This is a genomic window from Chryseobacterium sp. TQ-BC-N36, assembly GCF_058382295.1.
Window position 1 is genome coordinate 427,177 of record NZ_CM178175.1, and the last position, 23,125, is coordinate 450,301.

Annotated in this window: 16 protein-coding genes; 7 read left to right on the forward strand and 9 right to left on the reverse strand. The window is 37.5% G+C overall.

The features are described from left to right. Positions 1–355: 355 nt before the first annotated feature. From AC3FI7_RS01850 to AC3FI7_RS01870, 5 genes are all read right to left on the reverse strand, one after another. A complete protein-coding gene (locus AC3FI7_RS01850; RefSeq protein ID WP_002980002.1) occupies positions 356–604 on the reverse strand; it encodes a DUF6952 family protein in 249 nt (82 codons plus the stop codon). After that, complete coding sequence (locus tag AC3FI7_RS01855; RefSeq protein ID WP_034698499.1) at positions 604–912, reverse strand: thioredoxin family protein; 309 nt, start codon at positions 910–912, stop codon at positions 604–606. The genes AC3FI7_RS01850 and AC3FI7_RS01855 overlap by 1 nt, the downstream gene beginning before the upstream one ends. Before the next feature lie 130 nt (positions 913–1,042). Beyond that, the gene (locus AC3FI7_RS01860) at positions 1,043–1,675 is read right to left on the reverse strand and encodes a peroxiredoxin (RefSeq protein WP_426478306.1); all 633 of its coding nucleotides are present in this window, start codon (positions 1,673–1,675) and stop codon (positions 1,043–1,045) included. Positions 1,676–1,822: 147 nt separating this feature from the next. Then, a complete protein-coding gene (locus tag AC3FI7_RS01865; protein ID WP_491461259.1) occupies positions 1,823–4,762 on the reverse strand; it encodes a M16 family metallopeptidase in 2,940 nt (979 codons plus the stop codon). A 33-nt stretch (positions 4,763–4,795) separates the two neighbouring features. After that, a complete protein-coding gene (locus AC3FI7_RS01870; protein ID WP_142722355.1) occupies positions 4,796–5,989 on the reverse strand; it encodes a pyridoxal phosphate-dependent aminotransferase in 1,194 nt (397 codons plus the stop codon). Positions 5,990–6,217: 228 nt separating this feature from the next. On the opposite strand from AC3FI7_RS01870, the gene AC3FI7_RS01875 reads away from it, so the two are divergent. From AC3FI7_RS01875 to AC3FI7_RS01900, 6 genes are all read left to right on the forward strand, one after another. After that, positions 6,218–7,555, forward strand: a complete 1,338-nt coding sequence (locus AC3FI7_RS01875) for a M20/M25/M40 family metallo-hydrolase (RefSeq protein WP_491461260.1) — start codon at positions 6,218–6,220, stop codon at positions 7,553–7,555. Positions 7,556–7,639: 84 nt separating this feature from the next. Further along, the gene (rsmG, locus tag AC3FI7_RS01880; protein ID WP_291898308.1) at positions 7,640–8,275 is read left to right on the forward strand and encodes a 16S rRNA (guanine(527)-N(7))-methyltransferase RsmG; all 636 of its coding nucleotides are present in this window, start codon (positions 7,640–7,642) and stop codon (positions 8,273–8,275) included. A 62-nt stretch (positions 8,276–8,337) separates the two neighbouring features. Further along, positions 8,338–8,742 carry a hypothetical protein gene (locus AC3FI7_RS01885; protein WP_142722358.1) on the forward strand — a complete coding sequence of 135 codons (405 nt, stop codon included), beginning with the start codon at positions 8,338–8,340 and terminating at the stop codon, positions 8,740–8,742. After that, positions 8,742–9,278 carry a DUF922 domain-containing protein gene (locus AC3FI7_RS01890; RefSeq protein WP_142722359.1) on the forward strand — a complete coding sequence of 179 codons (537 nt, stop codon included), beginning with the start codon at positions 8,742–8,744 and terminating at the stop codon, positions 9,276–9,278. Before AC3FI7_RS01885 ends, AC3FI7_RS01890 begins: the two co-directional genes overlap by 1 nt. Next, positions 9,275–11,962, forward strand: a complete 2,688-nt coding sequence (locus AC3FI7_RS01895) for a PD-(D/E)XK nuclease family protein (RefSeq protein ID WP_491461261.1) — start codon at positions 9,275–9,277, stop codon at positions 11,960–11,962. The genes AC3FI7_RS01890 and AC3FI7_RS01895 overlap by 4 nt, the downstream gene beginning before the upstream one ends. Positions 11,963–12,136: 174 nt before the next feature. After that, entirely contained in the window at positions 12,137–14,500 is a 2,364-nt protein-coding gene (locus tag AC3FI7_RS01900) for a patatin-like phospholipase family protein (protein ID WP_491461262.1), read from the forward strand. A 105-nt stretch (positions 14,501–14,605) separates the two neighbouring features. Here the strand turns inward: AC3FI7_RS01900 and AC3FI7_RS01905 are convergent, their stop codons facing one another. The 4 genes from AC3FI7_RS01905 to AC3FI7_RS01920 form a co-directional block, all read right to left on the reverse strand. Beyond that, a complete protein-coding gene (locus AC3FI7_RS01905; protein ID WP_491461263.1) occupies positions 14,606–16,564 on the reverse strand; it encodes a T9SS type A sorting domain-containing protein in 1,959 nt (652 codons plus the stop codon). A 159-nt stretch (positions 16,565–16,723) separates the two neighbouring features. Next, entirely contained in the window at positions 16,724–17,902 is a 1,179-nt protein-coding gene (locus AC3FI7_RS01910) for an acyl-CoA dehydrogenase family protein (RefSeq protein ID WP_142722363.1), read from the reverse strand. 129 nt (positions 17,903–18,031) lie between these two features. Next, complete coding sequence (locus AC3FI7_RS01915; protein WP_142722364.1) at positions 18,032–18,820, reverse strand: NUDIX hydrolase; 789 nt, start codon at positions 18,818–18,820, stop codon at positions 18,032–18,034. Between the two features lie 16 nt (positions 18,821–18,836). Beyond that, positions 18,837–20,021: an MFS transporter gene (locus AC3FI7_RS01920; RefSeq protein WP_491461264.1), complete on the reverse strand. Its 1,185-nt coding sequence runs from the start codon at positions 20,019–20,021 to the stop codon at positions 18,837–18,839. Between the two features lie 176 nt (positions 20,022–20,197). On the opposite strand from AC3FI7_RS01920, the gene AC3FI7_RS01925 reads away from it, so the two are divergent. Next, the gene (locus tag AC3FI7_RS01925) at positions 20,198–23,116 is read left to right on the forward strand and encodes a SusC/RagA family TonB-linked outer membrane protein (RefSeq protein WP_142722366.1); all 2,919 of its coding nucleotides are present in this window, start codon (positions 20,198–20,200) and stop codon (positions 23,114–23,116) included. Positions 23,117–23,125 lie beyond the last annotated feature (9 nt).

Here is a 23,125-nt window from a genome sequence, read left to right on the forward strand (position 1 = left end):
TGATTTAAAATCTATTTTATAACCACGGATTTCACGGATTGGCACAGATGATTACGGATGTAATGAATAAATTCTAGTTATTGTATTGTGAAATTTGTGAAGATATTAGTGTTATCTGTATTCTGAAATTTAAACCCAAAAAATCCTGATGAAAAATATCACCGGGATTTTATTGGTTATTCTTTAAAATTTTCCATACAACTTCCAGCTCCATATGACCGTTTAGTCCCTTGAAGTACATTTTACAGTTGAAATAAAAGATTCTTAAAGAATAGAAAAAGTATAGTAACGAGGAAAACCTCAGGTATTGTATTTTGTGTTTTTTAATTCTTCGGTTAGGAATAATCGCAGAATATTACTTGTCGATTGAACCCAAAACCTTTTGGGCAAAAGAGTTTAAAGCGTCTTTTTCACTCATTCCGTTCTGAACGTTGGCATGAACTTCTAAAGCTCCGCAAATGTTGGTAATCAATTCTCCTGCAACATTTAGATCTTCTTCGCTTGTTCCTCTGAATTCGCAGAAGCTTTCCAGAACTTCTAATGTTTTTTCAAGATTTTCAGGAGTCTGATTCTGATAAAACTGTCTGATTACGGGTAATTTCATTATGCTAATTCATTAAAGAGGTTGATTAAACTTTCTGCCTGGTTGGATTGAACCTGGTTTACCAATTCACCGTTTTTAAAGATGGCGAAAGTAGGTAAGTTGTCTACTTTTGCTAACTTTCTGCTTTCAGGAAGTTTCTCAGCATCTACATATAAAAATGGGATGGAGTCATTTTCAGAAGCTAATTTTTTGAATTTAGGCTTCATGATTCTGCAGTTTCCGCACCATGTTGCGCCATACTGAACAACTACTTTTTCGTTGTCGTTTACTATATTTTGTAATGTATCTTCGGTTAATTCTGTGTACATAAGTTAAATTTTAAGAATTAAAATTTAACAATGTAACAATTTAATAGTGTCTCGATGTACCAATAAAAAAAATCTATTGCTACGCCGATACATTGTTACATTGTTAAATTATCAGATTGTTAAATTGAAATTAGTTCTTAGCTAAGTATTCTGCAGTAGAAGTTCTGTCTGCTTTCATTGCTTCTTTTCCTTCTTCCCAGTTTGCAGGGCATACTTCACCATGTTTTTGAACGTGAGTGTAAGCATCGATTAGTCTTAAGAATTCTTTTACGTTTCTTCCTAATGGCATATCATTTACCGCTTCATGGAAAATTTTTCCAGTTTCATCGATAAGGTAAGTTGCTCTGTAAGTTACGTTAGAACCTGTGAAAACTTCGTTTCCATCTTCATCATATTCGAAATCCTGATCAACAATTCCCAAAGTGTTTGCCAATTGTCTGTGAGTATCAGCTAAAAGTGGGTAAGTTACTCCTTCAATACCTCCGTTATCTTTTGGTGTGTTCAACCATGCGAAGTGTACTTCGTTAGTATCGCAAGATGCACCGATTACTTTAGTGTTTCTTTTTTCGAATTCACCTAAAGCCTCCTGGAAAGCGTGAAGCTCTGTAGGACATACGAAAGTGAAATCTTTAGGGTACCAGAATAAAAGAACTTTTTGCTGGTTGTTTACTGCTTCATCAAGGATGTTGATTTTAAGATCGTCACCCATTTCAGACATTGCGTCAATTGTTAAATTCGGGAATTTTTTTCCTACTAAAGACATAATTTTTCTGTTTTTATATTTAAATTTCTTATGCAAAGATATAAAAGATTCATCTATCGAACAAACAAATATTGATAAATAAAATCTATAATTGTTTTTGACGTGTTGTTACATCAAAAAGCCCTGACATCAGGGCTTTTGTTTATTTTAATAACCAAATATTTCAGTTAAATTAAGTTTTTTTACTTCCCCTAATTTCTGCATATCGGCTTCATTTACTTTGTCTTGTGAAGCAACAAGGCAATAGGTATAGTTCTTGTTTTTCATCTCTTTGTCATGGAAAGCATTGATGTCTGCAAAAGATAGTTTTGGAGCCTGTTCATACACAGTCTTTCTCATATCAAAATTGTTTCCAAGCCTTTGGGATTTCAGATAAGAGAAAATGATTCCGTCCTGAGTAATTCTTTCTGAAGCAATTGATTTTTTCAATCCGCTTTTTGCTGTTTCGAATAATTGTTCAGATTTTGGAAGCGTTGTTAAAAGCTCATTCATGGCTGTGGTAGACTCATTGAATTTGTCTGCCTGGGTTCCTACATAAGCCATGATCATATCCTTATCTGTTTTCTTGCCTGGAAGTGCAAAATAAGAGTATGTAGAGTAGGCCAGTGCCTTAGATTCTCTGATGGTCTGGAAAACAATAGATCCCATACCGCCTCCGAAATAATTATTGAATAAACTTACCGTTGGAGTCGTAGAAGGATTGTACTGGTCAGAATTTCTCACCCAGAAAACTTCAGCCTGTACCATGTCATAATGGGCAAATAATACCTTGTTCTTGTCTGTCGGAACCTGAACGAAAGTTTTTGACTTAGGAAGATCCTTCAAAGTTGCAGGAAGTTTGTGGATCGGTTTTAAAGAAGCCACCACTTCGTTACCTGATTTCGGACCGTAGTACAGTACTTTATGTTTGAAATTGAACAGGTCATGAAGAACACTGATCAGGTCTTCAGCTTTTAATGCGTCAAGTTCAGCATCGCTTAATACATTGTTAAAAGGGTTCTGAGGGCCGTATTGCGCATAACTTCTCAATCCGGACATGATGACTCCTTTGTTCTGTTTCGCATTTGCTCTGGCTTTTTTCAATCTTGTTTTGTAAGCATCAAGTGCTCCCTGGTCTGCCTGGCAGTTTTTAATCAGATCTTCAAATAAAGAAATTGTCTTATCAAAGTTTTCATTTAAACCTTCCAGTGATACATAGGTTTCTTCGTTTCCAGCGCTCACATTAAAGCTAGAGGCAAGTTTGTAAAATTCCTTACTGATGACTTCGGAAGATTTATCTTTAGTTCCTAAATACTGAAGGTATTCTGCTGCTAACGGAAGGATTTTGTTGTTCCATTTTCCTGAATCAAAATGATAATACATTCTGAACAGGGCATTATCTGTATTTTTTACAGAAAGTACGTCTACACCTGCTAATTTGTTTTTATCAATATCCTTATCATAATTCAACCATACCGGAGCGATAGGGTTTTCAGGCATTTCATCAATTTTCTTAAGGAAAGGCGACTGATCTTCTCTATTAACGGAAACCGGAGTGATGGTTGGTTTATCAACTTTTACAATGCTCTTGTCTTCTCCTTTTCTTTTGTAAACAGCAACATAGTTATTGTTCTGAAGATATTTGGAAGCGAAATCCATAATATCTTTTTTCGTAAGCCTGGAGATTTCGTCTACGTATTCCAAGGATGTTTTATGATCAATGTCGGAAGTAAATTCATCCATCAGGATACTTGCTCTTGACGAATATTTTTCATCCTTCTGAATGATCCCTTTCTTCTCATTGTTTACAATAGACTGGATCAGATCATCGGAAAACTCACCTTTTCTCAATTTATCAATTTCCTGAAGAAGAAGATTTTTTACTTCATCCAGAGACTGTCCTTCAGTAGGTTTCCCTTGTAAAAGTAAAACGGAATAGTCTTTTAAAGCATAAGATCCGGCATAAGCGCCAAGTAACTTCTGTTTTTTTACAAGGTCAAGATCAATTAATCCGGCTTGCCCGTTAGTAAGCATGTTTCCAACAAGGTTCAGCATTCTTGCATCTTTGGTGGAAGCTCCCGGAAATCTGAAGCCAAGCATTACATTTTCAGGATTCGGTCCTACCACTTCTTTTACAATCGGTGCTGTAATTGCTTTTTCCTGTCCTACTTTGTACTCCGGAATCGTTTTAGGCTTCATGTAGGAAAAAGCTTTGTCGATCTTTGCTATCACTTCATCCGGATTGAAGTCTCCGGACATGATGATCCCCATATTATTAGGAACATAATACGTGTTGTAATACTCTCTGATAGCCTTCAGTGAAGGGTTTTTCAGGTGCTCAATCGTACCGATGGTCGTTTGTTTTCCGTAATTGTTGTTAGGAAACAGATTGGCAAACATTGTATCAAAAACTTTATCTCCATCATCATCAAGAGATCTGTTTTTTTCTTCATATACAGCTTCCAGTTCTGTATGGAAAAGTCTCAGGATGGGTTCTCTGAATCTTTCAGCCTGCACAGCGAGGAATTTGTCAAGAACGTTGGCCGGTACATCTTCTGTGTATACAGTCTGTTCAAAAGACGTGAAGGCATTGGTGCCGTCAGCTCCCATGCCAGCCATCATTTTATCATATTCATTTGCGATGGCAAATTTTGCAGCTTCTCCTGAAACCCTGTCAATTTCTTTGTAAATCTCTTTTCTCTTAGCTTCATCCTTGGTCTGATTGTACTTTTCGTAAAGAGCGTCAATCTGGTCTAGCAACGGTTTTTCCTTTGCCCAGTCCTTAGAACCGAATTGATTCGTTCCTTTAAAAAGCATATGCTCAAGATAGTGGGCGAGACCGGTATGATCAGCAGGGTCGGTTTTACTGCCTGCTTTTGTAGCAATATACGTTTGAATTCTCGGGTCTTTGTTCGTAGGACTCAGAATAACCGTCAGCCCGTTTTTCAAAGTATAGTACCTTGCGGAAGTAGGGTCATTGGTTACATACTTGTACTTGTAGCCATTCGAAGTAGCTTCTTTCCACTGGAAATCCTGGCCAAAAGCATACCCCGCAAAACTCGCTGCGGCAATACTTGTGGCGATGGTCAGTTTTTTTAACAGATTCATTGCTGTCGTGTTTTATTTTGGGTTATTAATTTGTTAACTGAATTGTTCCAATAAGTTTTTAATTCGTTTCATGGCCTCTCTTAATTCCTCCTCAGAAGCAGCGTAAGAAAATCTGATACATTCAGGGCTTCCGAAAGAGAATCCACCAACACAGCCAACATGTGCATTTTCCAGCAGGAACATGGCGAAATCATCTGAATTTTTAATTTCAGTTCCGTTCAATGTTTTTCCGATATAGTATGAAATATCTGGGAAGAAATAGAAGGCTGCTTTGGGAAGCACTACTTTAAATCCTGGAATTTCTTTGATTAATTCATAGACAAGATCTCTTCTTTTTTTGAAGGCATCAATCATATATCTGTATTCAGAAGGATCTGTTCTCAATGCAACAATAGAAGCTCTTTGAGCCATCGTGTTAGCACCACTCGTCATCTGTCCCTGTACCTTTTCACACGCTTTTGCCAGCCATTCCGGGCATGCAGAATATCCGATTCTCCATCCTGTCATGGCAAATGCTTTCGACATTCCGTTGATCACGGCTGTCTGTTCGTATACTTCAGGAAACTGAGCGATAGATGTCGTTTTTGTTTCATAGTTGATATACTCATAAATCTCGTCAGAAATGATTGTTATTTGAGGGTATTTGGCAATAACTTTTGCGATAGATTTTAACTCGTCATAGGTATAATATCCTCCTGACGGATTACATGGAGAACTGAAAAGTACTGCTTTGGTCTTTTCTGTAATCGCTTCTTCAAGCTGCTCTGCAGTCACTTTAAAATCGGTAACGTAAGATGTCGGAAGAATCACAGAGGTGCCTCCCATCATTTTTACCATTTCATCATAGCTTACCCAATAAGGAGCAGGAAGAAGAACTTCGTCACCATCATTGATGATAGCAGCGAGAACATTGATAATGGCCTGCTTGGCACCATTTGAAACACAGATCTGGGTAGGTTTATATTCCAGGTTGTTGTCTCTTTTTAATTTATAAGCGATCGCCTCACGCAGTTCCAGGAATCCCGGAACAGGAGAATAATGGCTGTAATTCTGATTAATGGCATCGAAAGCGGCCTGTTTGATATTATCCGGAACATCAAAATCCGGTTCACCAAGAGTTAAGCTGATCACATCTATTCCGTTGGCTTTCATTTCTCTGGCTTTGTTTGACATGACAAATGTCTGTGAGTATCCTAATCTTTTTACTCTATCTGAAAGTTTATCCATGTATTTTTTGAATTTTAACAAATATATAATAAAAACGTTTTGTGGAAGTAATAAAAGTAAGGCTGTTTTGAAGATTTTTGTCAGGTTTTGATGTTAAAAGGTCTTTTGATTTCTCTTCCTGATGTGAGCAGTTGGGTATGTGTCAATCAGGATGGAGTCTCATTATGAAATAAAAAATATTCCAGAAACAAAGGGTTTTGTATCTTTAAAGAATCTAAGATCTATCCTATGAAATATTCCGTTTTTTTATTGCTGGTTTCCTGTATTGTTTTCTCACAGAAACATTCAAAAGATGATGAAGTGAAAAAATATGTGAGTCAGGTGAATGAAGATTCGCTAAAATCTTACATCGGAAAAATGGTAAGTTTTGGAACCCGTCATACTTTAAGCTCCACAGATGATCCTAAGCAGGGAATTGGCGCAGCGAGAAGCTGGGTGATTAAAAAATTCAACGATTATGCTAAAAATTCCGGAGGCAGAATGGAAGTCTATCTTCAGCAGGAAGACATTCAGCCGGATGGAAAAAGGGTGGATAAATCTGTTAACCTGGGAAATGCTGTCGCTTTTCTGAAAGGAACAGATCCTGACGACAAAAGAATTTTCCTGATCGGAGGACATCTTGACTCAAGAGTGACGGATGTGATGAACAGAACTTCCATAGCACCCGGAGCTAATGATGACGGCAGCGGGGTAAGTGCGGTTATAGAATCTGCGAGAATATTGAGTAAATCTTCATTTCCTGCATCCATCATCTTTGTGGCTTTTTCAGGAGAAGAGCAATCGTTATTGGGCTCTAAACAGCTTTCTGAAAAGATTAAAAGAGAAAATCTACAGCTGGAAGCTGTTCTGAATAATGATATGATCGGTAATCCCAAAGCAGGAGAAACGGGAGAGGTCAATACCCGCATACTTCGCGTATTCAGTGAAGGGCTGCCTTATAAAGATCTTGACAAAAAAGCAATCACCATTAGGAATCTGGGTTTTGAAAACGACAGTGAATCCAGACAGCTGGCCCGTTATATCAAAGAGATTACGGAGCAGTACGTAAAAGGGCTGGAGATAAAGCTGATCTACAGAAATGACAGATTCCTGCGTGGGGGTGATCACACCAGTTTTGTCGTTAACGGATTTCCTTCTGTAAGATTGACAGAGTATTATGAAAATTATGATCATCAGCATCAGGATATCAGAGTGGAAAATAATAAACAATATGGTGATCTTCCTGAATTTATAGATTTTAAGTATTTGAAAAAAAATGTTTCAGCCAATGTTGCGGTACTGGCCAATCTTGCAAAATCCACTTCCCAACCTGAGAAAGTGGAAATGGATGTAAAAGAACTGACCAATTCCACAACGCTTCACTGGGAAAAGCCAAAATCAGGAATGCCAGCGGGATATTATGTACTGGCCAGGGAGACAGACAGTCCGGTTTGGCAGAAAAAAATATTTACAACAGGACTTTCTGTTAAGATTCCGCTATCAAAAGACAATTATATTTTTGCGGTACAGACGGTCAGTCAGTCCGGGAATCCCGGTGTACCTGTCATTCCGGGAATTGCGAAATAATGATGTGCTGATTGGGTGCTGTCATGAAAGTCGATTTGAATACAAGAGAAATAAAACTTATTTTTGCAGTTTATAATAATTCACATGTCTGCATCGTTACTATTAAAATATTTCCCGGATCTTACTGAAAAACAGAAGGAACAGTTTTCCCAATTGGAGAAACTATATAATGAATGGAATGAAAAAATCAATGTGATTTCCAGAAAAGATATGGAATCGCTGTATGAAAAGCACATTCTGCACTCTTTGGGAATTGCAAAAGTGATGCAGTTTGCACCCGGAACAAAAGTTTTGGATATTGGAACAGGAGGAGGTTTTCCTGGAATCCCTCTGGCAATTCTGTTTCCTGAGGCAGAATTTACTTTGATTGATTCTATCGGGAAGAAAATCAGTGTAGTTCAGGCTGTGGCGGATGGAGTGGGATTAACCAATGTAACGGCTATCCACGGAAGAGCAGAGAAACTGAAAGAAAAATTTCACTTTGTGGTCAGCAGAGCGGTAACCCAGATGCCGGAATTTTTAAGATGGCTGAAAGGAAAATTTGAAAAAGAACAGTTTAACCCTAAACATAACGGAATTTTATATTTAAAAGGTGGTGATCTTGCGGAAGAGCTTGCCGGAATTAAATGTGAAATTTTCAACCTTAAACACTATTTTGATGAAGAATTTTTTGATACTAAAAAAGTAGTTTATGTATCAAAAGGTAATTTTAATTCCTGATTTTATGTAAATAAGGAATAATTTTTGCTAAATATATATTAATAATCAGAAAATTAAAGGTTATGAAAAAACTTTTAAATATTGGGTTTTCAGTATTCGTTTTTGGCGGGCTTCTGGTTTCGTGTAATGATGACGATTACCACACGGTTGAATCTATTGGCAAGATCAAAATAGACAGTGTAAAAATTGTGAATGATACGATGGCCGTTTTTGCGATCCAGAGCATCAAGACGTATTCTACCTATCCTTCTCACTGTGAGGGCTTTTACGGATATGACTATGTTTACAATACCAATCTGGAAAGGACGGTTACTGCTTATAAATATATCACCAACGGACCTTGTACGCAAGGAAATTATGTCGGTGCCAGCCAGATCAATTTCAGTCCACAGAGAAAAGGAACCTATACTTTTAAATTCTGGAATGGAGGAAATAACTGGATTACAAAAACAATTGTAGTAGAATAATGAGATTGACTTTCGTATTGTGTATATTGGCTGCTCAGATGGTTTTCGGACAGAAAGTCACCTGGCAGGAAGATAAAAAGCTGACCTGGGATAATTTTAAAAGTCCGGTCAGTACCAAAAAAAATCCTGATGTGGCAGCATATACCCATTGTGGCTGGGAGTTTTCTGCTATAAAATCTTCGGATCCGAAGGCACCCGTTACCATCACGATTAAAACCATATTTAACGAAGAAAAGTCCTGGAAAGACGCTAAAAGAATGAATGATTACATCCTGCTGCACGAACAGAAGCATTTTGATATTGCAGAACTATTTGTAAGAAAGTTCAGAAAGGCGGTTGCTGAAAAAATTAAGACTTCAGGAGACTATAACAAATACTTTAAAACAATTTATGATGGGATATCCACTGATTACCAGAGTTTTCAGGTGGCTTATGACAGAGAGACCCGTCATGGAATTGATAAAGAAAAACAGGCAGAATATAATAATTTAATCTCTGAAGAACTGGACAACTTAAAAAGCTATCAAGCCCTTTGAAATTCCTCAATAAAATCATTCACGAACTGCTGGCGCAAAACCCGGATCTTTCTGCGTTTAATATCATTCTACCCGGAAAACGTCCCATTGTGTTTATCAGGCAGATCCTGGAAGAAAATCATTATTCGGGGCTTCTTCCCAATTTTTTTACTATAGAAGAGCTTATCAATACAATTGCAGATCAACAGCCTATCCAGGGAATTCCGTTGTGGCTCTTTTCGTTTGATGTATACAGAAGTCTGAATCTGATTCCCAGAGATGACTTTTCGGATTTTCTGAAGTGGTTTCCTACACTCCAGAAGGATTGGGATGATATTCTCAAATTTTCAGATAGTGATCAGGCTGTACTTCAGTATATGTTTGATGAGGAAAGAATTAAGGAATGGGCTCAAAATCTTGGTGACGATGATGATGTTCCAAGAAAAAAGTTTCTTAACTTCTGGCAGAATATGAATGTTTTTCTTCCGGTTTTAAAGCAGAAATTACAGGAAAATAACTGGGCTACTTCAGGAATGATCCATGAAACGGCCAAGGCTAAGATTGCTGACTTTGCTAAAAATACCAATCAGGAGTTCATATTTTGCGGATTCAATGCTTTTACTCCGGTAGAAGAAAAGCTGGTGAGAAATCTTTTGCAGTGGAATAAGGCCCAATGTTTTTTTCAGGCTGACCGATATTATTTCAATGACGAAAGACAAGAGGCCGGAAAGTTTCTGAGAAATCACAAGACCTGGAAAGAGTTTGATGACAACAGGGCTTTCCAATGGATTGAAGATGATTTTAACCAGCCTAAAAAAATTAAAGTCTATGAAGTTTCCGGAAATGTTACTCAGACAAAGGTGCTGCCTGAGATCTTTAAAGAAATCAATAATAAAACCTATTCCAATACAGCTGTAGTATTGCTGGATGAAAATCTTCTTCCTGCAAGTCTCGATGTGATGCATGGTGTTGATAATTTGAATATTACAATGGGGTTTCCATTGAAAAATTTATCTTTCTCCAATGCTGTTAAACGTCTTTTCTATCTGCAGAAGCAGTTGGAAAAAAATAAATCTTCTTATTATTACAGAGATGTTTTTCCCATTCTTGAAGAACTTCCTAAATCTGTTGAGGATGAGCAGATTATCAATGATTTTAAAGCTAAAGTTGAGGAACGGAACATTGTTTATATTTCTCATAAGCTTCTGAATGAACTTCTGAGCAGTCTTTCTTATTTTGGCCTTCTTCAGAAGGCTCCGGGAACAAATGCTTATCTGGACATGCTTATTGAATTCTGCCAGAAAGTAAAATGGCTGCCAATAGATGATATTCAGTATGAAAATGTCTCTCACTTTGAAAATGCATTCAGGATTATCAAAAACCAGCTGACTCCATACAATATTGAGATCAAAATGGAAACCCTGGAAATTCTGATTAATCAGCATATCAATTCTGAAAGTATTGACTTTCAGGGAGAACCTTTGAGAGGATTACAGATTATGGGATTGCTGGAAACCCGTCTCCTGAATTTTGAAAACGTTATTCTGCTTTCTGTAAATGAGGGTAAGCTTCCTCTCGGAAATTCCCAGAATACTTATATCCCTTTTGATATCCGAAGATTCTTTGATCTTCATACTTTCCTGGAAAATGACAGCATTTATGCCTATCACTTTTACAGGCTGATTCAGGATGCAAAGAATGTACATTTATTGTATAATGCTTTGAGTTCCGGAGTAAATACCGGGGAGAAAAGCCGTTTCATTACCCAGATTGAAATGGAGAGCGCCCACGAGATTGAACATCTTATTATTGAAAATTCTTCTGAGCCTATTGCCACCAATCCAATAGAGATTTCCAAGACACAGATTGTGCAAGACCGCCTTCAGAAATGGAAGGAAAAAGTATCTGCATCCCACCTTACAAGTTATCTTTATAATCCGATTGATTTTTATCTTTCCAAGATTTTAAATACCTCAGAAACGGATGAAATTGAAGAAGAACTGTCGGTGAAGAATTATGGAAACTTAGTCCATTATTCACTTCAAGAAGTATATGAAGTATTAAAGGGTAAGGTTTTAAAAGAAAGTGATTTAAGGAGTTCAGTTAAAGCGATAGATCAATATATAAATACAGCGATTGAAAAGCTGAAACATCAGCCGGAGTTTTATGAAAAAGGAATGAACTACATTCATAAAGCCATTGCTAAAAAAGTAATTGAGAATGTACTTAATCATGATCTTGAGCTGATAAAGCAGGGCAATAAACTGGAGATTGTTGATATCGAAAGAAGATTTGAGAATATAGATTTTCCTCTTGATGGGAATGATAAAATTTCTTTCTTCGGATTCATTGACCGTATTGATAAGCTCAATGGGACGCTAAGAATTATTGATTATAAAACAGCCAGAATCAAAAATCTTAATGTAAAAATTGATGAAGACAATGTCTCTGAATACTTCCATAACAGTGACAGAAAACAGGCCCTTCAGCTTTGTATTTATCATTACGTGGTACAGCATCTTCCGGAATTTTGGGGATTTCCTATTGAAACAGGAATCTGGAGTTTTGCTGATGCTAAAAAGGGTATGGTTTCCCTGCAGTTTGACAAAGGAAATATTGATGATGCTATGAGATCTGTCAAAAGCCTTATTCTTGAAATTCTGAATCCGGATATCAATTTTGTCGAAACCATTAAAGCATATTAAAAATATTTAACAGATCATTTTTACTTAAGGATCAACAGGTTATTTGCTTTGGTGAACTGATGATAACAGAATTGCTTACTTCATGAAAAGTGCCGGGCAAGCAGGTGACTTTTTTGTGTATCTTTACCCACTATTACTTTTAACGTTTCAAATCGGATACCTTAAGAATCACCAATGAAAAAGATCCTGATATTTTTTGCCATAGTTTTCTCTATTATTGTCAAATCTCAGCAAAAGAATGATTCCCTGGCCGTGGCCCTTCAGAATGTAACCAAAGACACTAAATTTGGTCTTGCTCTCAGTGGCGGCGGGGCAAAAGGGTTTGCACACATTGGGATTCTGAAAATGATTGATTCGCTGGGAATCAAGGTAGATTATATTACGGGAACCAGTATGGGAGGAATTCTGGGAGGCTTATATGCCATGGGATATAATGCTGATCAATTGAAACATACCATTTATAAAATGGACTGGAACAGGATTCTGAGTAATAAAATTCCTTACAGTAAAGTCAATATCAGTGAAAAAGATGAATATGACAAATACATCCTGGAATTTCCTGTTGTAAAAGGAATTCCTACTCTACCCAGCTCTTATATTGAAGGACAGTATATGGGAGAGGTGCTCAATACCCTTACTTTTAATGCCAAACATATCAATGATTTCAGCAGACTGAGAATTCCTGTACAGCTTACTTCTTCAGATATTGAAAATGGAGGGCTGGTAATGCAGAAAGAAGGATCTCTGCCGCTGGCTATTCGTGCTACATTAGCAATTCCTGCAGCTTTTGCCCCAGTTTATATTGACGGGAAACTGTTGGTGGATGGTGGGCTGGACCGTAATTATCCGGCTAATGAGGTTCGCGAAATGGGAGCAGATTTTGTGATTGGTGGATATACCGGTTTCCGCCTTTTTACCAAAAAAGAAATTGAGAATCCGATGAAAATGATTTATCAGACTCATGCCATCCGTTCTGTAGAAGATTTCAAGCATCAGAAAGAATTATCCAATATCCTGGTAGATTTTGTGGATCCATTGGGAGAGATTACGACTAAAGATTTTGCCAGATTCAGAAAGATTATAAAAATAGGAGAGGTAGAAGCGAGAAAACATCTTCCTGAATTTGTAGCCCTTGCTGAAGCACAACGAAAAGCTGGTATCAAATATGAGCACGAAATGATTGAAGAAGTAAAGCTGCCCACAACAAAATTTACTTTCAATGAAGAAGATGGAACTCCCATTAATGATGTAGCTGAGATTGAAGTGCTGAAAAAGCAAATGGGCCTTACGGAAGGGAAGTATTACGATGCGAAAACGGTCAATGAAGCCATAGACAGAGTATTTGGAATGCGCCAGTACGTAAAGGTGTATTACACATATACAAATGCCAATGATGGTCTTGTGATGAATGTTTTTGTGAAAAGAGCCAAAAAAGGAGCTTTCAAACTGGCCCTGCATTATGATACAGAGCAGTCCGTAGGGATTATTGTCAACTATACCTACAGGAATATCCTTTTGAACAGATCAAGATTTCTGGCAACTGTAGATATTTCTGAACGTTTTAAAGCTAAAGTTGCTTACCAGCAGTTTTTAGACAGTGGAGAACGTTTGTGGTTGGATCTGGAAGCTAAAATGATCCATCTTAAAAGTAATGACCTGAACTTCAGGTTATACGATGTAGGAGGAGAGAGTGGTGACCGCTTTCCCAACCATATTTACAGAAATATTACCGGAAAGATAGCCCTGAATTATAATATCAGTCCCAATGCCTTTTTCTCCTTGGGAACAGAGTTCAGTACAGAAAGAATGTACAGTTTACTGGATAAAGTGGATCAGGCAAAAGTAGATAACTACAGTAAAAAACTATATAACCACAGTAATTTCAACACATTTTTGAAGTTTGAACAGAACAATCTCAACAAAAGATACTTCTTCACAAAAGGGAATCACCTGCAGATGAGTGCAAGGTTTTATTATGGAGATCAGTATCAACTGTATGATCTGAGTACCGTACAGCCACTTTTATATCCTATATTGAACCCTAAAGACCCATACTATTATCAGCCTAAAAACCTGGTTTCTTTCACTTTGAATGAAAATTTTGCCCACCCGATCACACGGAGGTTAACTGCTAAGGTAAATCTTTTCCTGGGAACAAGTTTTGGGGCACAGAGAGAAGATCAGGTCCCTTATCTCTTCCTGAATCAGAAATATAATTTAGGAGGGAGTGAATATAATTATGATTTGCTAAGTCCGGAATTTAATGGCCTCCGTCAGAAGGAGCTTCCTATGACTTCTGTGGCAAAAGCATCGGCGTCATTACAGTACAGAATTATGAAAAGACTTTATGTGACTCCTTCTTTCAGTTATGGTAAGGTAAGTGAAGAGTTTTCTCCTTTTAATAACAGTTTTGATATGTTTGGTTACGGAGTGAATCTGGGGTATGAATCTTTGATCGGACCTATCAGTTTGAATATTTCCAGAAACAGTCAGCTTGATTTCTCAAGGATATACTTGAGTGTTGGCTTTAAGTTTTAGGGCTAACTGTATTCTCTGTTTAAAGTTAATTATTATCATAAAAAAGCACTTCATTGCTGAAGTGCTAAAATTAACTTGAAATGAGATATAGAAGAGTGATTGAGTTTACAGTTTTACTTTTTTATTAATGACTTTACCATTAGACAATGTAATTTGTATCAGGTATATGCCGGATTCTAAGCTTCGGGACTCAAACAATGGCTTGTTAACTTCCTGCTGAATGACCAGAGAACCGGAAATACTGTAAATGCTGATGTTTTTAATATCACTGCTGGCTTTTACAATGATTTGTTGCTTTTGAGAGAAAATATCAGCATTGTTTTCAGAAAATGGCTTACCCCCAACGGCTTTATCAAACTGAAGATTATAATAAGGAGTTACCACTTCAAAAGTATAATTTTTATTTTCCAGATCTTCTACATTGATTCCTCCGACTTCATGGTATTGTTTTTTAGAAATGCTTTTAATCAGTGTTTTATTTTCATCGAAGATGTTTACAGAAGAAAGTTCAGCCTGATCAACTTTCAGTTGTAAAACCGATGGGGTTGCAGACTGTATAATTTCATTTTCATTTACTTTTTGGGGGGTGTTTTTGATATATGGAATTATTTTATCTTCGTTATTTTCTGATACTTTCAACAAATAAACGCCATCCTTTAAAGTTGCTAAATTACGGTTGTCAGCAGTTCTGCTTTTGGCCTTTTCCTGATTGAAATCTGTAATTTCCGCCAGCTTCATTGTTCCGAGATCCGGTTTTATCTGTGAAGAAAGGACAATAGGCTTTTCAGAACTTTTCTCTGTAGACTGCCTGCCAAAAACAGATCCTGCAATAGCCCATTCATTTAGCAGCCCACCGCTTCTCAGGGTATTAAATTTGGCATTTGATGCCAGAGTAAACGGAAGAATTCCTCCTATATGGCCAATAGGCCCCCAATAAAAAGAATCCAGTTTGTATTTATTAAGATCCCACCACGGATAATACCCACGCTGAACATCAATGGTTTTAGATGTGTTTTCAGGTGGAATAGCCAAATCTACAGTCGAATGTCCCAATGTCATTGGGGTTTTATTGTACCAGTCGTATACATCCTTAGGTTTCAGGCATTGTCTGAGCTTATTGTTGGGATTATTCGTAACATCACTGACAAAGTTTGCGGTAAAGAGATTTCTCCAAATGACGGGCCCCCATAGAAGTCCGCCGTTATCCTGAACAACATGATAATTGTACTTATCGAGGTATTCAGCGGAAATAACCTCTGAGATATCGTTGCTGTATGTCTTATATCCTGTATTGTTGCAGGTATGGAGAACATTGGCCAGAAATGAGGTAAAAGGGTATATGTCTTTTTCCAGCACCCCTTTATTCAAAGTCACTCCGGAAAAATCATACGGCCCGTCACCCATGTAGGCATACTTGAATTTGATATTATTGGGATTTGAAATACTTAATCTTTTTAAAGTAGACATAGCAGCATGTGCTCCCTGGGAATAACCGGCTAAAAAGTATTCATCATAACGCTTAATATTCAGTTGTGTCAATACTTTATTGGCCGCTGTGATAAAATCTATGGTAGCACCGGCTTCTGTGGCATAATCTACATACGGGTGTACTCCGTCTCCTGTTCCCATCCCTACATAGTCAGGTGCCATTAAAATATATCCGTTAAGAACATAAGATAGCTCCACTACAAATCCTGCAGTTAGAGCCCCTTTGAAATTAGAAGGCACATTGTGTCTGCTGTCAGTAGTGCCATGGTCGGAGACTACTGTCGATAGCTTAAATGGTACATTGGGGTACATGAGTAAGCCGGTGGCTTTTACAAGGACATTATTTTCATTTTTGGTGTAATAGGTGATCTTGTAGCCTTTTAACCCAACATTAAAGCTATTGAGATAGCTGGCGAACTCCGGAGCATCCTGATTGCCAAGATTACCGGCTATAAAACTGATAACTCCTTGAGGGGTTAAATCCAGTTTCTGTTCGGCACTTATAACATCACCAGCCTGCTGAGCAAAGTAAAACGGAGCTGTAAGGCTTAATAAAAAAGTTGTGATTTTTTTCATATTGTTTGTTTTTACCTGGTATTAAAGTAATAATTTTAATAAAATCACAAAAACTTTACAATATCAATAATTATTCATTGAATATCAATTCTCAGCAAAGTGAGTAAAATAAAAGAGTCTGACCGGTGGCCAGACTCTTTATTTATATTTTTCTGTTTTTTAGAAAGCGTTGATTCCTGTAATATCTAATCCGGTGATCAGTAAATGAACATCATGAGTTCCTTCGTAAGTGATCACAGACTCAAGGTTAGCAGCGTGTCTCATCATTGGGAATTCACCCATAATTCCCATACCTCCAAGGATCTGTCTCGATTCTCTGGCAATGTCAATCGCCATTTTTACATTGTTGCGCTTAGCCATTGAAATCTGAGCAGGGGTCGCTTTATGGTTATTTTTAAGGTTTCCTAACTGAAGACACAGTAACTGAGCTTTAGTAATTTCCGTTAAGAATTCAGCCAGTTTTTTCTGCTGAAGCTGGTAAGAACCGATGGGTTTTCCAAATTGCTTTCTTTCTTTTGAATACTGAACAGCAGTACAGTAGCAGTCGATAGCAGCCCCGATTACACCCCATGAAATTCCGTATCTTGCAGAGTTCAGACAAGAAAGAGGTCCTTTCAGCCCTGTTACACCAGGAAGTAAGTTTTCTTTAGGAACTTTTACATTATTGAATACCAGTTCTCCCGTTTTTGAAGCTCTTAAGCTCCATTTATTATGAGTTTCAGGAGTTGTGAATCCTTCCATTCCTCTTTCAACGATTAATCCCTGTACTTTTCCTTCCTCATTTTTAGCCCATACCACAGCAATATCGCATAGAGGAGAGTTGGTGATCCACATTTTAGCTCCGTTTAAAAGATAATGATCTCCCATATCTTTAAAATACGTTTCCATAGAACCCGGATCAGAGCCATGATTAGGTTCTGTCAATCCAAAAGATCCGATCATTTCTCCGGCAGCAAGCTTAGGAAGATATTTCTTTTTCTGCTCCTCGGAACCGAATTCATTGATAGGAAACATTACTAAAGAACTTTGGACCGAAGCAGCAGAACGCACTGCAGAATCTCCTCTTTCCAGCTCCTGCATAATCAGACCATAAGAAATCTGATCTAATCCTGAACCGCCATACTCAACCGGGATATAAGGTCCCAGTGCCCCAATTTTCCCCAATTCTCTCATAAGATTGGGTAAATCCGTATGATTTTGAGCGGCCTGATCTATCTGCGGCATTACAAAACTTTCAACCCAGTCTCTTACAGATTGGCGGATCAGTTTATGTTCTTCAGTAAGTAAAGCATCAATTCCATAATAATCAGGGATGCTTGTAAGAGGATAATATGACATGATTTTTTGATTTGGTTAAAAGTAACATTTTTCGTGGTGTCCTGAAAATTTTTTTAAAAACTTGTCTTATTGTTGATTTTCAGTGAGATAATGGTCTGTTTCTTTATTTAGAAGGCAAATTCTGTATTTTTATGATTCCTCATCATTGGATATGGGGTACTGGCTCGTAGAGTTGTGAACCTTACTTTTAAATTTATACAGATAGGGAGCTTTATTAGCTGAACCGTCATAAAGTTTTTCCAGTCTGTCCAGGATATTTAAGCTTAAAATTTTACGCTGGAAATTATTTCTTCTGAATTTTTGGCCTAAAATCGTTTCATAAAGTGACTGAAGATCCTTCATGGTGAATTTCTCAGGAAGCAGATTACTGGCTGCTACTTCTGTATTGATATTCATTCTCAGATACTCTAACCCGGTTTCTATAATTCTGTCATGATCAAAAGCCATCTTTGGCAGATTGTTGACCTCAAACCATTCACAGCTTTCATTGAAAGCATCAGGAAAAGTATTCGCCAATGAAAAATCAATAAGACTGCAATAGCCTACCGTAACAAACCGCTGAAAGATCCAGTGTTCTGCAGGAAGTTCTATCCCTTTGTTTTTAAGCAGAATCTGATGCACATTGTTTTCTGTACGGTCTATTCTTCCAAAGGTATGAAACTGCTTTAAAAACAATCCTTTGAGATGGGTTCTTTCGTGCAAAACCCTTTCAGCAGCTTCTCTGAGATCTTCATCATTGAAAACGAATCCACCTGGAAGAGACCACAGATCCAGATCGTGATACTTTAGAAGAAGAACTTTCAAAATGTTATTATGAAACCCGAATATCGTACAGTCAACAGATATATGGGCTACAAAATCTTTTGTATCAATCAGTTCCTGAAGTGTTTCCTTACTTTTTGTGTCTTTGATTTTCATGGCAGTAAAAATAAAACTATTTTCTTTTTGAAACGTTAAAAAATACCAAACTCATCCCAAAAAGAAGAATTACCGAGGATAAAATGTATAAAGGGTAGAAATTTAGTAATTGTTTTTCAAACAGAATAGCAATAATGATCGAACTTACAGAGCTGCCCAGAGAGGAAAAGATGACAATAAGCGAGGTGAAAAGATTGACTTTTTCCTTATCGATCTGTGCAATCATCTTTGAATTGATAACTGGATACAGGGGAGACAAAAATAACCCAATCACCGGAAATAAGAAAAGAATTATTTTTGAATCTACTGATTCAAAGTATTGGATTCCTACAATAACAGCCAGTAAAGAGATAATGAAAATCATGCACGAAATATAGTAACCGGGTAACGAAAATCTTCGGATAATATTTGCTGTTATGGTTCTTCCTACATAGGAAAATACTGCCAGAAAGGAGGTTGCCTGAAGCGCGAAGAATGAGTTGACCTTCAGATGGTTTTTGTAAAAAGAAGGAAGCCAGGAATTGAATCCCTGCTCTACAAAAACGATGAAAAATATGACACCAAGAAATAATGCCGCGGCGGGGGTCATGAATCCTGACAGTTCAGAGAATATGCTCTCATTTTTCTGTGGTTTTGACTCAGAGATTGCAATTTTTGAAAGGAGGAATATCGTTACTGCGGATAAAAAAGCAATCAGTAAGAAGCAGAACTTCCAGTATTCTGAATATTCGCTCGATACGACCCAACCAAAACAGGTGTTGATAACAAAGATTCCTATCATAAAGGAAGCTTCGACGCTGTTCATCGTTTTTGCCAGTGACTTTTCGTCGGAAATATTATTCCTGATAATCCCAAAAACACAGATTTTACCAATTGCAAAACAGGCCCCGATGATCGCAAACCATAATTTGAAGAACCAGAAAACTTCTACAAATGGTAAAAGGCAGGAACACAATCCCACAATGACCAAAGCTGAAATCAGTGCTTTTTTTGTGCCTGTCTTATTGATGAAACTTACTGCAAAAAGTGAGATAAAGGCTATCGGCAGGTCTTTAAAAGATTCCAAAAATCCCAATTCACCATAAGTGATTTTCTCTTCGGAAAGCTGTAGTATGATAAGCCCCATACAGTTTAAAACCATTGAAAAAATAAGAAAGGTAAGTTTTAAAGGAAGAGAAAATTTTGAAAGCTTGATCGTCATTTTGGGAGATATCTTTATTGATTTTTTCTGAAATTTTATGAAATATTGATGCGAAGATAAGGCTTCTAACCCTGAAAAATAAAAGAAAAATTAAAATATTTGTGAATAGAATGTTAATTAATTGAAAAAAAATATATTTTTATTGTCTCAATTTGAGAATTAAACAATAACTGTATATGAATGTAAGAATATCAAGAAGCGTAGGAGTAGTTGCCGTCCTCTATTTTACGGCCAACTTCAGTGCCCAGACCAAGGTGAAGGACACACTTGCTAAAGAAAACAAAATAGACGAAGTTGTAGTCATCGGTTACGGTACTCAGAAAAAAAGTAATGTAACAGGAGCTATTGCGAGTATTAAAGCCAGCGACATTGAAAACATCCCGGCAGGTAAACCCGAACAGGTATTGCAGGGTAGAGCAGCAGGGGTTTCTGTTGTTACGAATTCGGGTCAGCCTGGTGCTGCTGCCACCGTACGTGTAAGAGGGATCACCAGCTTTGGAGCAGGAAGCAACAGTCCTCTGTGGGTAGTAGATGGTATTGTTGTAGATAATATCGGCTGGCTGAATCAGTCCGATATAGAAAGTATTGAAGTCTTAAAAGATGGAGCCTCGTCCGCAATCTATGGGGTTTCAGCCGCAAAAGGGGTAATTCTGGTGACCACCAAAAAAGGGAAAAGAGGAAAACTGACCCTCTCTTATAATGGGTTTTATGGTTTTTCAAATGCTTCCAAAAAGCTTGATCTTTTAGATGCTACACAATATGCCAAAATTATCAATGAAGGTTTCGTTAATGATGGTCAGGCACCAAGGTTTGCAAATCCGGAATCATTTGGAAAAGGTACCAACTGGCAGGATGCTATTTTCGGGACCGGTGAAAAATCCTCTCACGAAGTAAGCATTACAGGAGGGAATGAAAAATCAACATACTATACCTCGTTCGGATACTTTGATCAGACAGGTATTGTAATGAGTGATATTTCTTATTACAAAAGAATCAATGCAAGATTCAACTCAACCCATAAAGTGACAGATTACCTGACCATAGGACAAACCTTTGCGTACACGCATGTGAAGTCTCAGGGGGTAAGTGCAAACGAAGAATTTGGCGGACCGTTGGCATCAGCAGTTAACCTGGATCCTACGACTCCGGTTGTGGTGACAGATTGGTCAATGGTTGACCCAAGTGGCTATACCAACCCTTATATCATCCGTGATTCTGAAGGGCGGCCATATGGAATTTCCAGATATGTAAATAATGAAATGACCAACCCTCAAGCTTTCCGCCATATTCAACAGGGAAACTACAACTGGTCTGATGATTTCGTGGGAAATGTTTTTGCTGAACTTAAGTTTCTGGATCATTTCACATTTAAGTCCAGCCTTAACGGTAAGAAATCCTATTGGGGAAGCCGTACTTTTACTCCAAAATATTATTTAAGTCCCAACTATAACAATACCAGCTTCAATAGTCTGAACAAGATAGAGGAAAATAAATTCGAATGGAGTATGGAAAATACGCTGACATACCAGAACAAGTTCGGTGATCACAACATCAACATCATGGTTGGTCAGGGAGTATATCGTTACAATATTGCTGGAGGAACAAGTCTGACATATAGTAATCTGCCTATTGATAACTGGCAGGATGCTTCTTTCAATTTTGATATTTCTCAGGATAATATTGTGGCAAAAGGATGGGATGGAATTGAAACCCGTAAAGCATCTTATTTCGGTAGAATTATTTACGATTATGCAGACAAATATTTATTCACCGGAACGATTCGTAGAGATGGCTCTTCAAAATTTGCAACCAATCAGCATTGGGGAACTTTCCCATCTATGTCCCTGGGATGGAATGTACATAAGGAAAACTTCTGGCCGGAGAATAAAGTAGTTAATAACTTAAAATTAAGAGGAGGTTACGGAGTATTAGGAAATGATGAAATGGATAATTTCAGATTTGCAAGTTTCATGGTTTCCGGAAGTAATTATACCAATTCCAGTAATAATATCATCATTGGTTATGCACCAAGTACACTGGAAAACCCAAACCTGAAATGGGAACAGACCAGCCAGCTGAACATCGCTGCAGATTTAAAATTGTTCAATAATTTTACTCTTACAGCAGATTGGTACAAGAAGAAAACAACCGATATCCTGAGACAAATTAATATTCCCGGTTACGTAGGAGTTCCGAATCTACCTTGGTCAAACGTAGGAGATATGCAGAATAGCGGATTAGAACTTGAACTGGGATACAAAAAGAACTGGGAGGATTTCGGAATTTCAGTTAATGGTAACTTCGCTACTATAAAGAATGAAGTTCTCCGATTGGAGGATGATATTCAATATTTCAACCTGGCTTCTTTCCAGACTATGGGAGCTGTATCCAGAGTAGCAGTTGGGCAGCCGTACGGATCATTTTACGGATATACATATAGTGGAGTCTTCCAGAATCAGGCACAAATTAACAATTATGTAAATGCCAATGGAGTAAAATTATTACCGGATGCAAAACCGGGAGACTTTATCTGGCAGGATAATAATGGAGATGGTAAAATTGATGACAATGATAAAGTAAACCTGGGAAGTTCTATTCCGAAGTATACTTTCGGACTTACAGTGAATCTTAATTATAAGAATTTTGATCTGATGATGTTTGCACAAGGACAGGCTGGTAATAAGATTTTCCAGGGCTTAAGAAGATTGGATTTGCTTGATGCCAATTATCAGACAAGAATTTTAGACCGATGGACAGGGGAAGGATCTACCAATGATAATCCAAGAATTACCCGTAATGATCCTAACCATAACTATTCATGGATGTCCAATTATTATCTTCAGAAAGGAGATTACGTGCGTTTGAAAATTGTTCAGTTAGGCTATACAATTCCTCAGGATGTTACGAAACGTTTCGGAATGAGTAAAGTAAGATTGTATATCACTGGAGAAAACCTGGTTACTTTCACAAAATATACAGGATATGATCCGGAAATTGCAGGAAGAAATAATTCTGAACAAGATATTATCGGTGTTGACAGAGCGTATTATCCGCAAGCCAGAACATTCTTAATAGGAGCTAATATTCAATTTTAATGACCAACA